We start from the raw sequence: 13,311 nt of genomic DNA, 5'->3' as shown, positions 1-13,311 counted from the left end.
TTAATTGCTCCCATTTTATAAAACCTCCTCTTTAGTTTTTCTTGGAGCATACCTACTAGCTACTTCCGCAATAGCTTTAATATGTTTTGGTGTTGTTCCACAGCAACCTCCAATTATGTTTATTAAATCCTTTTTTAGATATTCCTCTATTTGAGCAGCCATTTCTTCTGGTGTTTCATCATACTCACCAAAAGCATTCGGTAATCCTGCATTAGGATGTGCAGAAATAGCAAACGGCGTTTTTGATGCAATTGCTTCTAAATGCGGCTGTAATAAATTAGCTCCAAGCGCACAATTAAATCCAACTGATAATAAAGGAATGTGAGATATTGAGATTAAAAAGGCTTCTGCAGTTTGTCCCGATAATGTTCTTCCTGAAGCATCTGTAATTGTTCCAGAAACCATCACAGGAATTTCTATAGCTCTTTCTGCTTTTACTTCTTCAATAGCAAATAAAGCTGCCTTGGCATTAAGGGTATCGAAGATAGTTTCTACCAATAATATATCTGCTCCACCATCTAACAAAGCTTCTATTTGTTGCTTATAAGCTATTCGTAATTCATCAAATGTGACAGCTCTATACCCAGGGTCATTTACATCTGGTGACATACTAGCTGTTCTATTAGTAGGTCCTATTGATCCAGCAACAAAACGTGGCTTTTCTGGTTCTTTTTCTGTGAATTCATCTGCTACTTCTCTTGCTATTTTAGCTGATTCGTAGTTCAACTCATATACAAGATCTTGCATTTGGTAATCTTCCATTGCAATTGTAGTTCCAGAGAATGTATTGGTTTCAACAATATCTGCTCCTGCTGCAAAATATTTTCGATGAACTTCTTTAACTGCTTCTGGTTGTGTTATAGATAACAAATCATTATTTCCTTTTAAAGGCGATTCATAATCTTTGAAGCGTTCTCCTCTAAAATCTTCTTCAGTAAATTTGTATTCCTGAAGCATAGTACCCATAGCACCGTCTAGTACTAGAATTCTTTTTTGTATTTCACTAAGTATGTTTGACATTCCTGATATTTTATAACACGTTATCAGGAAAAGAGGAAGAAAATATTCTTTTCGTTATCTGTCTGTAACCCTAAAATAATTTAGAATTTCAGTAGAATTTAGCACCTTCTTTACTTATACTACAAATATTATAGCATTCGTAAAGGGTTGCCAAGGCTTCTAAGGGTCTATTCCCTCCACCTTTCTTGATAACATCAATAAATTAATGAACTAATTTTGACAAATGTAACTAATCAATTTTAAAAAATAAAGTTAAAAACAAAGTTTTACTCCAGTACTTTTTAAACTTCTTTTTTTAAATCTTTATAAGTACACCTATTTTATATAAACTTTTTATTTAAACGAAAATATCTGAAGACAAATAACGATCTCCTCTGTCGCAAATAATTGCAACAATAATACCTTCATCTAAAGTTTCTGCTAATTTTAATGCAGAAGCAACTGCACCTCCACTACTCATTCCAGAGAAAATCCCTTCTTCCCTAGCTAACCTTATAGTCATCGCTTTTGCTTCTTCTTGATTTACCTCTAAAACCTTATCTATTTTTTCTCTTTTAAAAATAGCTGGTAAATATTCTTCTGGCCATTTTCTTATTCCAGGAATTCTTGCACCTTCTTTTGGTTGTACACCTACAATGGTAATATCTTTATTTTGTTCTTTTAAATAATCTGATACACCTGTAATTGTACCTGTTGTTCCCATGGCAGAGACAAAATGAGTTACTTTTCCTTCTGTATCTCTCCATATTTCAGGACCTGTTGTACTATAATGAGCCTTCGGATTATCTAGATTATCAAATTGATTCAATCTAAAATATCCTTTTTTATACTTAAGTTCTAATGCATGATCAATAGCTCCTTCCATTCCTACTTCTGAAGGTGTTAAAATAACTTCCGCTCCATAAGCTCTCATCGTTTTTACCCTTTCTACAGTAGCATGCTCTGGCATAACTAACACCATATTTAAACCTAAAACTTTAGCCATTAAAGCTAAAGCTATTCCTGTATTTCCACTGGTAGCTTCAACTAATGTATCGCCTTTTTTTATGTTATTCTTTTTTAATGCTTCAGAAATCATAAAATAGGCAGCTCTGTCTTTTACGCTTCCTCCAGGATTATGTCCTTCTAACTTTAAAAACAAACGGACATTTTCTTTATTTATAATATTTGTAGCTTCTACTAAAGGAGTATTTCCTACAAAATCAGTAATACTTTTTGCTTTCATTATTTGATCTTTTTTCAGAAAATTACTTTGCATAAGATTTTCTGGTAATAATTTTATTTTCTGATTCGTATGTTACAATAGATCCTTCTGGAACTGTTTCTGTAATGCATACATTGGCTCCTATAATTGTATCTTTACCTATTACAACTTCTCCTCCTAAAATAGTTGCATTGGCGTAAATAGTTACGTTATCTTCAATTGTTGGATGCCTTTTAACAGATGCTAATTCTTTTTTTACTTGTATTCCTCCTAATGTGACTCCTTGATAAATTTTCACATTATTCTTTATAATTGTCGTTTCTCCAATAACTACTCCTGTAGCATGATCAATAAAAAACGATGCTCCAATAGTTGCTCCTGGATGTATGTCTACCCCTGTTATACTATGCGCATATTCACTCATCATTCTTGGTAAAATAGGCACTCCTAGTTCATACAGTCTATGACTTAATCTGTAAATTGCTATGGCATGAAAACCAGGATAAGCTAAATATACTTCTCCTAAACTTTTACAAGCTGGATCTGTTTCTTCAAATGCCTTTGCATCTAAATCTAATGTATCTCTTATACTACAAAACGACTCTTGATATAAATACCATTTTTTTTCGGCTTCAGTTATTTGTAAACCTTTTAAAATGTTGGTAAATTTCTCTTTTAAATAACCTGATTTTTCTTGACAAGCATCATCAAACAACGCATAAAAAAGTTGTTTGGTAAAAGTTGCCACCTCATCTTTTAATGATAAATCGTAATTTTTAAATTGCATCGTTCTTTTTTATAAATATAACTAACTTTCAGGAGCTAAGGTTATTTCTAACCCTTCAAATTCTGGAGTAATATGAAGCTGACATCCTAAACGACTGTTATCTTCTACATAAAATGCTTCTGCTAGCATTGCATCTTCATCATCTGTTTTTTCTGGCAACTCATGACTTGAGTTTACATAACATTGACAAGACGCACACATTGCCATTCCTCCGCAAACTCCAATAGTCCCTTCAGGAGCTAACTCGTAAGAACGAACTACCTCCATCATGTTCATATTCATATCTGTCGGTGCTAATACTTCATGCATTACACCTTCTCTATCTGTTATTTTTATGGTAACATCCATAATGATTAGTTTTTGTGATTAGTTATTAATTATCAACACTTCATTTTTTTATTTCTGCGTTAACATTAACCACTAATTACTTTAAACTTACTATTAATTAATCGCTTTCACTACTGCTTTTGGTGCTTCTTTTTTAGTACCATCAAAACCTTGTACTCCTCCTACAGTTGTATATTTCATCACATATTTTTTATCTGGATGAATTCTCTTGTAAGCACTTTGACACATTAATGTTGCCTCATGGAAACCACATAATATCAACTTTAACTTACCAGGATAGGTATTTACATCTCCAATAGCATAAATTCCTTCTACGTTTGTTTGATAATCTAAAGCGTTATTCACCTTAATTGCGTTTTTCTCTATTTCTAGTCCCCAGTTTGCTATAGGACCTAATTTAGGAGCTAAACCAAACAATGGTATAAAGTGATCTGTATCTAAAGTATAAGGTTCTTCTCCTTTTTGCTCAACAACAACACCAGTTACATGATCTCCTCCTAAGATACCTTTTACTTCTGCCGGCGTAATCAAATTTATTTTTCCTAAATTCTTTAATTCTTGTACTTTTTCTACAGAATCTAAAGCACCTCTAAATTCATTTCTTCTATGAATTAAAGTTACCGATTTTGCCACATCTGTTAAAAAGATAGACCAATCTAAAGCAGAATCTCCTCCTCCAGCAATCACGACATCTTTATCTCTGTATAATTCTGGTTCTTTTATTATATACTCAACTCCTTTATCTTCATAATCTGCAATATTTGCAATAGGTGGTTTACGAGGCTCAAAACTTCCTAATCCACCAGCAATTGCAACTACTGGAGCCTTATGTTTTGTTCCTTTATTTGTGGTAACTATAAATGATCCATCATCTTGCTTCTCTATAGTATCTGCTCTTTCTCCTAAAGTAAATCCTGGTTCAAATTGTTTAATTTGTTCCATTAAGTTTTTAGTTAAATCTCCTGCTAAAATCTCTGGATACGCAGGAATATCATAAATTGGTTTTTTAGGATATATCTCTGAACATTGCCCTCCTGGTTGTGGCAATGCATCAATTAAATGACAACGTAATTTTAATAAACCTGCTTCAAAAACAGTAAATAATCCTGTTGGTCCTGCCCCTATAATTAATATATCAGTTTCTATCATTACTCTTACTTTTCTACTAAGCTCTTAGTGAACTCGTTTAGTTGTTCTACTTTTTGTTCGAAATTTCCTTTTATCGTTTTTCTGTAGTCATTTAAATTTTTGACTAAATCGTCAATTTTATCAGGAATTACTTCCTCAAAAAACTGTCGTAATCTTTTTGCTGTTGTGGGTGATTTTCCATTAGTAGAAATTGCAATCTTTACGTTTCCTTTGGTTACAATACCTCCCATGTAAAAATCACAGTATGGTGGATTATCTGCTACGTTAACTAAAATGTTTTGTGCTCTACAGTCTTTATAAACCTCAACGTTAATTTCTGGTTTATCAGTGGTAGCAATCACCATATGCTTTCCTTCTAAATATGAAACATCATAAGTATCTTCTATTAAGGTTACATTACCTCTGTTTGCAATAATTCTAGTACCCTCTCTAAACATAGGAGATACCATTGTTACTTTTGCATCTGGACTAGATTTTAATAAAAAAGTTAACTTTTCTTCTGCTACAAAACCTCCTCCTACAATTAAAACCTCTAGCTGTTTTACCTTTAAAAAAACAGGGTATAAATTATTTCTTCCCTCATCAATTTTATTGCTCTTTACAACCTTTTCAGATACTACTTTATCAGATTTTGCTAATACTTCTTCTTGTATCTCTTGTATTTTTGCTCGGTGCTTTACAACTTCTCCTAAAACTATAATAGCAGGATTACTCAATTGTTCTTTGGCAACAACTCCTTCAATTGTATCCACAGTTCCAACACCTATTTTTTCTCTTTTAGTTGTTCCATCTTGAATAATAGCCACTGGCAAACTGTTTTTACCTTCTTTTTGAAAAAGAGAAACTATTTCTGATAATTTACCCATTCCCATTAAAATAACAACTGTAGCACTTGACTTTGCTGCTAATGCAACATCCTCTGATAATTTATGTTGCTTTGTTGTTCCTGTTATTACCCAAAAACTCTCTGAACTTCCTCTTTTGGTTAAAGGTACATTTTGAGATGCTGGAACTGCCATTGAAGATGATATTCCTGGAATCATGGCTACTTCTAAACCATTTTCCGCAGCATACTCCATTTCTTCCGCTCCTCTACCAAATACAAAAGGATCTCCTCCCTTCAATCTTACTACATGACCGTGTGATTTTCCTCTAGCTACAATTAATTCATTTATCTGTTCTTGTTGATAATGATAACAACCTCTACGTTTACCTACAAAAATTAGTTCAGCATTTGGTCTTGCATACTTCAATAAATCTGGATTTACCAAAGCATCATACAATATTACATCTGCTACTTTTAATGTGTTTATAGCTTTTAACGTTATTAACTCTGCATCTCCTGGTCCTGCACCTATTATTGTTAATTTAGGTTGTACTCTCATAATTCGTAACTTTTAACTTTCTACCACTACTGCCTTTCTATAAGCGTCTACTTTTTTATATAATGATTTTGCTTCTTCTAAGTATGTACTTGCAAATTCTTTTGATGGTTTGTTTTTATTAATTTGATATACTAAATCTGAAAAAGAACTTGACAATTCTAACTTATTATTCTCTATAAAGGTACTATCAAAATTTTCAATAATCCCAACTTGAGTGTTAGTTTTTAATCCTTCAGAAGTTAATAAAGCCTTAGCCACATTTACCATTCCTGCATAAGAGTGATAAATACTATCTGACCACTGCCCTTCTTTTAATGCTTCTGCTGCATTTTCTAATTTTTCTTCACTTTCAAATAATAAGGTAGCTACTAAATCTATTACAACTCCTGCACATTCTCCTACTCCAATAGCTTTTACATAATTTTTATCATGTCCCCAATCAATAAAATCGTCCTCTTGTAAATTTGTTACATCTGATAAATGCTTTAGTAAATCATAAAAATATGTTTTACCTTGTCTATCATAATATGCTAAAAAGTCTTCGTTTCCATTTTTGTGAGCTTCAAAATCGTTTAAAAGAATCCTTAATGATTCTGGACCTCTTTTACTAGGTATTTTTACTAATTTATCAGAAAAACGTCCTTTCCCATCACCTTCAATACCTCCTCCTATTAAAATTTGTAATGCAGGAGCTACCAATCCTCCTGATTTTACAGACATTCCTTGATATCCAATATGAGCCATGTTATGCTGGCCGCAAGCATTCATACATCCACTTATTTTAATTGTGATGTCTTTATTATTGATGTACTGTGGATATTCATTTTCAAATACTCGCTCTAATTCAGCAGCTATTCCTGTACTACTTGCTATTCCTAAATTACATGTATCTGTACCTGGACAAGCAGTAATATCTGCCGTACTATTGTATCCTAAAGATGTAAATCCTAACTTTTTAAGTTCTGTATAAAAAACAGGTAAAAAAGCTTCTCGCACATGACGAATTAAAATATTCTGACGTAAGGTAAATCGTAATTCATTAGCTCCATATTTCTTTATCAAATCAGCTAACAAACGAGCTTTATCTGTATAAAAATCTCCTAAATGTACTTTTATACCTACAGCAAACAAACCATCTTGTTTTTGCTTTATCACATTAGAAATTTTCCACTTTTCATATGTATCTTGGTCTTCTAAAGTAACAACTGGAGCTTCCAATGTTTCAAATACAACTTCCTCTTCAAATTTGGAAGTATCTATTGGATAAGACTGATATGCCAATGCTTTTCTTTCTGCCTCTACTAATGCTAAAAAACCATCTAAACCAACACTTTTTAACAAAAACTTCATTCTAGCTTTTGCTCTTTTGGTTCTTTCTCCATGACGATCAAATACTCTCAATACTCCTTCAATAGTAGGTATTATCAAATCTTCTTCTAAAAACTCATACATTACATCAGCTTGCCTAGGTTGCGAACCTAAACCTCCACCTAACATAACTTTGAAACCTCTAATTTCTTTATCGCCTACTTTTTTTACTTTAGCAATAAATCCTAAATCGTGTATAAAACTTATTGCTGTATCTTCTTCTGTTGATGAAAATGACATTTTGAATTTTCTTCCCATTTCTTGACAAATAGGGTTTCTTAAGAAAAATTCAAAGGTAGCATGTGCATAAGGAGTAACATCAAAAGGCTCATTCACATCAATTCCTGCTGTTTCTGATGCTGTTACATTACGTACTGCATTACCACAAGCTTCTCTTAATGTAATATCATCCTTTTCTAACTGCGACCATAATTCTGGTGTTCTATCTAAACTTACATAATGAATTTGAATATCTTGACGAGTTGTTATATGCAACCTTCCTCTAGAATACTCATCAGACACGTCACTAATTCTATGCAATTGCTCACTAGTTATTTTTCCATAAGGTATTTTTATACGAATCATTTGTACCCCTAATTGACGCTGACCGTATACTCCTCTTGCTAAACGTAAACTTCTAAAACGCTCTTCATCTATCCTACCCTCTTTAAATAATTGAATCTTACGCTCTAATTCTAGAATATCTTTTTCTACAACTGGATTTTCTATTTCGCTTCTAAAACTTTGCATGATGTTAATTTTTACTCGTTATGTAAGAACTTTTGCTTACTTAATAATTCTTCTTCAGTTTCTACATGATCCTCATCTGGCACACAACAATCGACAGGACAAACAGCTGCACATTGTGGTTCTTCATGAAACCCTTTACACTCAGTACATTTATCTGGAACAATAAAATAATACTCATCAGATATTGGCTCTTGCTCTGAATCTGCTTCCAACGTATTACCATTAGGCAACGTTACATTTCCATTTAATGAAGTTCCTTCACTATAATTCCAATCTTCTGCACCTTCATATATTGCTGTATTAGGGCATTCTGGCTCACATGCACCACAATTAATACATTCGTCTGTTATGATAATTGCCATTTTACTTTGCTATTTTATAAAACCAACTCCTGCAGTATTGTTGGTTTTTGGATTGATTAAAATAAAAGCCCCGTTTGCCTTATTTTCTTGATAACTATCTACAAATAAAGGCTTACTTATTTTTAATGAAACGTCGCCGATTTCATTTAAAGATAATTTTGAAGGGTTTTGTTCTTTACCTGAAAAATCGGTATGTATCAATGAATCTAAACTCATGATCTTAACCTGTGCATCGTTAACACCATGTTTCAAGTAATATTTCTCCGATGCTTGCAGAGGAGTTTTATCCATCCAACAAACGGTAGCTTCTAATTGTTTTACAACTTTAGGTTCTTCTCCAGCTTTTACTAACATATCACCTCTACTAACATTTACATCGTCTTCAAGAGTGATATTTACTGAACTTCCTTGTTGTGCAACTTCGTATTCTTTATCAAAAAATTGAATACTTTTTATTTTTGATTTCGTATCAGAAGGTAAAATTGTTACCTCATCTCCCACAGCTAATGAACCTCCATATACTTTTCCTGCATACCCTCTGTAATCGTGATAATTTTCAGTTTTTGGGCGTATTACACTTTGAACAGGAAAACGAGTTCTTGAAGCTTCTTCAGCTTTATTCGTTTCTATAGCTTCTAAATGATCTAATAAAGATTGACCTTTATACCAATCCATTTTATCTGATACATTTACTACATTATCACCATGTAAAGCTGACACTGGAATAAATGTTATATTTTGATTTTGATATCCACTTTTTTCAGCTAAATAAGTGATCTCTCCTTTTATTTGATTGAATTTTTCTTCTGAATAATCAACCAAATCCATCTTATTTACTGCAATCACTACATCTTTTACACGTAATAAATTATTGATAAAAAAGTGACGATATGTTTGCTCTACGACTCCGTTTCTAGCATCAACTAACACAATAGATGCTTGTGAGTTAGAAGCCCCCGTTACCATGTTTCTTGTATACTCTATATGTCCTGGAGTATCTGCTATGATAAAACTAGTAGTTGGTGTAGAAAAATATATGTGAGCAACATCTATGGTAATCCCTTGCTCTCTTTCTGCTACTAATCCGTCGGTAGCTAAAGAAAAATCTAAGTAATCAAATCCTTTTTGCTTACTCTTTTCCTCAATAGCCTCTAACTTATCGTCTGTTAATGATTTAGTATCGTATAAAATTCGTCCTATTAAAGTACTCTTTCCGTCATCTACACTCCCTGCTGTTGCTATTTTTAGTACGTTCATGTTTTTACAATATTGAGTATTGAGTACTAGTATTGAGACACATATCTACCTATTACTTTGTACTTAATACTTATTTCTTTTCTTTAAAAATATCCTTGTTGTTTACGTTTTTCCATAGCAGCTTCAGATCTCTTATCATCTATTCTTGCTCCTCTTTCTGAAATTGTAGAAGTTCTAATTTCGGCTACTATTGTATTAATCTCTGTTGCTGTTGACAGTACGGCTGCTGTACAACTCATATCTCCCACAGTTCTAAAACGCACCATTCTTTCTGCTACTTCTTCATCTTCTTCTCTGTAAACTACTTCGTCATTTGCAGACCAAATAAGTCCATCTCTTATGAATGTTTCCCGCTTATGTGCAAAATAAATTGATGGTATTTCAATTTCTTCTTTCTGAATATATGACCACACATCTAACTCTGTCCAGTTGGATATAGGAAACACACGTACATTTTGTCCTAAATCAATGCGTCCGTTTAGCATATCAAATAATTCTGGTCGTTGATTTTTCTCATCCCACTGACCAAAATCATCCCTCACAGAAAAAATACGCTCTTTAGCTCTCGCCTTCTCTTCATCTCTTCTTGCACCACCTATACAAGCATCAAAACCAAATTCTTCAATAGCATCTAGTAAAGTTTCAGTTTGCAACATATTTCTACTAGCATACTTTCCTGTTTCTTCTTTTACTTTACCTGCATCAATATTGTCTTGAACATTTCTAACAATTAGCTCAACACCTAATTCTTTTACTAATCGATCTCTAAATTCAATAGTTTCAGGAAAATTGTGTCCAGTATCAATGTGCATTAATGGAAAAGGAATTTTTGCTGGATAAAATGCTTTTTGTGCTAATCTTACCAATGTAATACTGTCTTTACCACCCGAGAATAATAACACAGGCTTTTCAAACTGGGCAACTACTTCTCTGATAATATATATTGCTTCACTTTCTAAGGCTCCTACTTGTAATATATTTGTACTCATTTCCTTAATTTAAATATGTAAACCACACTCTCTGTTACTCTCTACTTTGGTTGGATCAAAGTATTTAAATTCATTTGGCAAATTATGCTCTTCTAAATAAGCATCTAAAGCTTCATCTGACCAATTATAAAAAGGACTTACTTTTAAAATTCCATCTTTACTCTTTGAAACTACATCTATACTATCTCTAAATGCAGTTTGTCCTTTTCTTAAATTTGTAAACCATACATCAGGCGCATGTTCTTTCATCGCTCTTTTAAATGGTTCTAATTTTACTTGTTCAGTAAAAATTGTATGATTAGGATCGTCGATAGTAGGTAAACCTAATGTGATATTTCTGTGTGCAACTGTTTGTTTAGGCACATATAATTGCACGTTTAATTGTAACTTATGTATTAGCTCTTCAGCATGCTTGTAAGTTTGTGGAGTATTGTAACCCGTATCACACCATATCACTTTAATTTGTTCTTGCTGAGAAACTACTAAATTTAAAATAGCTCCTTCATAAGGTCTAAAATTGGTGGTAATTACTGGTGCTTTTGCTACTGATAATGCCCACGCAACAATCTCTTGTGGTGTCTTATCTTTTAATTCTTCGTTTATTACTTTTAAATCTAATGTATCTACACTCATCTTTTACCCCATTTTATATTGTTCCATATTCTTTCGTGAAAAAAATATAACATCATTTTTGTTACTAGTTCTATTGATCCTATCGAAAAAGCAGTTGTTAACTCTCCTGTTATTAGCCAAGAAATAAGAACCGTATCTATAGTTCCTAGAACCCTCCAACTTATCGATTTCACTATACTACGCATAGGTTTCTCAGAATATTTATCTGATTTATACGTGGTCTTATTTTCTGTTATTTGTTCTACAATCATCTTTTAAAACACATTTACCCTATCGGATTACTAGGTTTTAGATTTTGTAAATATACGCACACATTATTAATATCAAAATAAAAAAAGAAAAATTAACAATTCTATAATACTATGTTTAGTCTTTACAGTAAAAAATATTGAGTATAAATGTTCTTATTTACTTGATATTTTCCACCGATTTTTAGTTCTTAACTCTACTAAAAACTTACACTAAATCCGCTAGTGTTGTGTTTCTCAAAACTTTTAAAGTATTATCTCTTACTTGAATCATTAGCTTATGTACAGCACATGCATTTTCATCTGGACAGTCATCGCATTTTTCGTAAAAGTTTAAACTTACACACGGAACCATTGCAATAGGTCCTTCTAAAGTTCTAATAACATCTGTCATTTTTACTTCTTCTGCGGCTTTTACTAAATAATACCCTCCTCCTTTGCCTTTTTTTGCACCTAAAACTCCTGATTTTCGAAGTGTTAGCAAAATACTTTCTAAAAACTTATGAGATATATTTTCTCTTTCAGCTATTGCTGCTATTTGAAGCATAGTACCCTTTTCTTGCTTTGCTATACAAGTAAGAGCTTTGATTCCGTATTTAGTTTTTTTAGAAAGCATATTGCAAAAATAAGCTTTTATTTATTTCCTAAATTTCTAATGCTTGCTTTAAATCGTTAATTATATCTTCTACATTTTCTAAACCTATAGAACATCTTACTAATCCATCAGTTATACCTACTTCCAATCTATCTTCTACAGTTAACTTACTATGTGTTGTTGATGCTGGATGTGTAACAATGGTTCTGGTATCTCCTAAATTTGCTGATAATGAACACATTTTTATATTGTTTAAAAAACTACGTCCAGATTCAATTCCTCCTTTTACTTCAAAAGCTACAATATTACCCCCTAAATACATTTGCTTTTTTGCAATTTCGTATTGTGGATGTGATGGTAAAAAAGGATATTTAACCACATTAACTTTTGCATGACTTTCTAAAAACTGCGCTACCTTTAACGCATTTTCACAATGTTTTTCAACTCTTACTGCCAAAGTTTCTAAACTTTTGGATAACACCCATGCATTGAATGGAGACATTGCCGGACCGGTATTTCTTGAGAATAAATAAATCTCTCTAATCAACTCTTTCTTACCAACTGTCACTCCTCCTAAAACTCTACCTTGTCCGTCAATTAATTTTGTTGCTGAATGAATAACTAAATCAGCCCCAAATTTTATTGGATTTTGTAAATAAGGTGTTGCAAAACAATTGTCTATAACTAATAGTAGATTATGCTTTTTTGCTATTTGCCCTAATAATTCTAAATCAATAATATCTACTGCCGGATTGGTAGGTGTTTCTGCGTACAGAATTTTTGTTTTTTCTGTTATTAAGCTTTCTATTTTCTCAGGCTCGTTTATTTTAAAATAACTTGTTGTTATATTCCACTTTGGTAAAAATTTAGTAAACAAACTATGAGTAGAACCAAAAACTGATCTTGAAGAAACAATATGATCTCCAGAGTTTAGTAGTGCTGCAAATGTTGAAAAAACAGCAGACATACCCGTTGCAAATGCATATCCAGATTCTGCTCCTTCCATTTGAACTATTTTCTCAACAAACTCAGTAGTATTAGGGTTTGAAAATCTACTATATAAATTTCGTTCTTTCTCTTCTGCAAAAGAAGCTCTCATATCTTCTGCGTCTTCAAAAACAAAACTTGACGTTACATACATTGGTGTAGAATGTTCAAAAAACTGTGTGCGTTCTGTTTGTGTTCTTATTGCTTGTGTTTCTTTGTAATTGCTCAT

At 32.5% G+C, this 13,311-nt stretch carries 14 protein-coding genes, 1 pseudogene and 1 riboswitch; all 15 genes and pseudogenes read right to left on the bottom strand.

Going from position 1 to position 13,311, the window contains the following annotated elements:
* Window positions 1-15 precede the first annotated feature (15 nt).
* Window positions 16-1,020, bottom strand: coding sequence for a homocysteine S-methyltransferase family protein (locus EYW44_RS10760; RefSeq protein ID WP_132723676.1), 1,005 nt, complete (start codon window positions 1,018-1,020; stop codon window positions 16-18).
* Window positions 1,021-1,071: 51 nt separating this feature from the next.
* Window positions 1,072-1,215: riboswitch (SAM riboswitch) on the bottom strand.
* 142 nt (window positions 1,216-1,357) lie between these two features.
* The gene (gene cysM / locus EYW44_RS10755) at window positions 1,358-2,245 is read right to left on the bottom strand and encodes a cysteine synthase CysM (protein ID WP_207893772.1); all 888 of its coding nucleotides are present in this window, start codon (window positions 2,243-2,245) and stop codon (window positions 1,358-1,360) included.
* A 22-nt stretch (window positions 2,246-2,267) separates the two neighbouring features.
* Complete coding sequence (epsC, locus tag EYW44_RS10750; protein ID WP_132723674.1) at window positions 2,268-3,011, bottom strand: serine O-acetyltransferase EpsC; 744 nt, start codon at window positions 3,009-3,011, stop codon at window positions 2,268-2,270.
* 21 nt (window positions 3,012-3,032) lie between these two features.
* Window positions 3,033-3,362, bottom strand: a complete 330-nt coding sequence (locus EYW44_RS10745) for a 2Fe-2S iron-sulfur cluster-binding protein (protein WP_132723673.1) — start codon at window positions 3,360-3,362, stop codon at window positions 3,033-3,035.
* 90 nt (window positions 3,363-3,452) lie between these two features.
* Window positions 3,453-4,508: an NAD(P)/FAD-dependent oxidoreductase gene (locus EYW44_RS10740; RefSeq protein WP_132723672.1), complete on the bottom strand. Its 1,056-nt coding sequence runs from the start codon at window positions 4,506-4,508 to the stop codon at window positions 3,453-3,455.
* Between the two features lie 5 nt (window positions 4,509-4,513).
* Window positions 4,514-5,095: a precorrin-2 dehydrogenase/sirohydrochlorin ferrochelatase family protein gene (locus tag EYW44_RS10735; RefSeq protein ID WP_132723782.1), complete on the bottom strand. Its 582-nt coding sequence runs from the start codon at window positions 5,093-5,095 to the stop codon at window positions 4,514-4,516.
* Between the two features lie 51 nt (window positions 5,096-5,146).
* Window positions 5,147-5,893 (bottom strand): annotated as a pseudogene (gene cobA / locus EYW44_RS10730) (uroporphyrinogen-III C-methyltransferase); the annotation flags it as partial.
* A gap of 12 nt (window positions 5,894-5,905) precedes the next feature.
* Window positions 5,906-8,011: a HEPN domain-containing protein gene (locus tag EYW44_RS10725; protein ID WP_132723671.1), complete on the bottom strand. Its 2,106-nt coding sequence runs from the start codon at window positions 8,009-8,011 to the stop codon at window positions 5,906-5,908.
* An 11-nt stretch (window positions 8,012-8,022) separates the two neighbouring features.
* Entirely contained in the window at window positions 8,023-8,373 is a 351-nt protein-coding gene (locus EYW44_RS10720) for a 4Fe-4S dicluster domain-containing protein (RefSeq protein WP_132723670.1), read from the bottom strand.
* Window positions 8,374-8,382: 9 nt separating this feature from the next.
* Window positions 8,383-9,630 (bottom strand): sulfate adenylyltransferase subunit 1, encoded by a 1,248-nt coding sequence (locus tag EYW44_RS10715; protein WP_132723669.1) that lies wholly within the window; start codon window positions 9,628-9,630, stop codon window positions 8,383-8,385.
* Between the two features lie 83 nt (window positions 9,631-9,713).
* Window positions 9,714-10,619, bottom strand: a complete 906-nt coding sequence (gene cysD, locus EYW44_RS10710) for a sulfate adenylyltransferase subunit CysD (RefSeq protein WP_132723668.1) — start codon at window positions 10,617-10,619, stop codon at window positions 9,714-9,716.
* 9 nt (window positions 10,620-10,628) lie between these two features.
* Window positions 10,629-11,252, bottom strand: coding sequence for a phosphoadenosine phosphosulfate reductase domain-containing protein (locus tag EYW44_RS10705; RefSeq protein ID WP_132723667.1), 624 nt, complete (start codon window positions 11,250-11,252; stop codon window positions 10,629-10,631).
* Window positions 11,249-11,503, bottom strand: a complete 255-nt coding sequence (locus EYW44_RS10700) for a DUF2061 domain-containing protein (protein WP_132723666.1) — start codon at window positions 11,501-11,503, stop codon at window positions 11,249-11,251. The genes EYW44_RS10705 and EYW44_RS10700 overlap by 4 nt, the downstream gene beginning before the upstream one ends.
* Before the next feature lie 205 nt (window positions 11,504-11,708).
* Window positions 11,709-12,116: an RrF2 family transcriptional regulator gene (locus tag EYW44_RS10695; protein WP_132723665.1), complete on the bottom strand. Its 408-nt coding sequence runs from the start codon at window positions 12,114-12,116 to the stop codon at window positions 11,709-11,711.
* A gap of 28 nt (window positions 12,117-12,144) precedes the next feature.
* Entirely contained in the window at window positions 12,145-13,311 is a 1,167-nt protein-coding gene (locus EYW44_RS10690; RefSeq protein ID WP_132723664.1) for a trans-sulfuration enzyme family protein, read from the bottom strand.

Source organism: Tenacibaculum sp. M341 (assembly GCF_004337695.1).
Lineage (GTDB): Bacteria > Bacteroidota > Bacteroidia > Flavobacteriales > Flavobacteriaceae > Polaribacter.
The sequence above is the reverse complement of the archived record's forward strand: the minus strand, read 5'-3'. Positions and strand labels throughout refer to the sequence as shown.

Excerpts from the sequence above, each read along its gene's own strand:
- EYW44_RS10695 (WP_132723665.1), bottom strand. The coding sequence starts at position 12,116 with ATGCTTTCTAAAAAAACTAAATACGGAATCAAAGCTCTTACTTGTATA.
- epsC (WP_132723674.1), bottom strand. The coding sequence starts at position 3,011 with ATGCAATTTAAAAATTACGATTTATCATTAAAAGATGAGGTGGCAACT.
- cysD (WP_132723668.1), bottom strand. The coding sequence starts at position 10,619 with ATGAGTACAAATATATTACAAGTAGGAGCCTTAGAAAGTGAAGCAATA.
- EYW44_RS10690 (WP_132723664.1), bottom strand. The coding sequence starts at position 13,311 with ATGAGCAATTACAAAGAAACACAAGCAATAAGAACACAAACAGAACGC.
- EYW44_RS10720 (WP_132723670.1), bottom strand. The coding sequence starts at position 8,373 with ATGGCAATTATCATAACAGACGAATGTATTAATTGTGGTGCATGTGAG.
- EYW44_RS10705 (WP_132723667.1), bottom strand. The coding sequence starts at position 11,252 with ATGAGTGTAGATACATTAGATTTAAAAGTAATAAACGAAGAATTAAAA.
- EYW44_RS10715 (WP_132723669.1), bottom strand. The coding sequence starts at position 9,630 with ATGAACGTACTAAAAATAGCAACAGCAGGGAGTGTAGATGACGGAAAG.
- EYW44_RS10725 (WP_132723671.1), bottom strand. The coding sequence starts at position 8,011 with ATGCAAAGTTTTAGAAGCGAAATAGAAAATCCAGTTGTAGAAAAAGAT.
- cysM (WP_207893772.1), bottom strand. The coding sequence starts at position 2,245 with ATGAAAGCAAAAAGTATTACTGATTTTGTAGGAAATACTCCTTTAGTA.
- EYW44_RS10760 (WP_132723676.1), bottom strand. The coding sequence starts at position 1,020 with ATGTCAAACATACTTAGTGAAATACAAAAAAGAATTCTAGTACTAGAC.
- EYW44_RS10740 (WP_132723672.1), bottom strand. The coding sequence starts at position 4,508 with ATGATAGAAACTGATATATTAATTATAGGGGCAGGACCAACAGGATTA.
- EYW44_RS10700 (WP_132723666.1), bottom strand. The coding sequence starts at position 11,503 with ATGATTGTAGAACAAATAACAGAAAATAAGACCACGTATAAATCAGAT.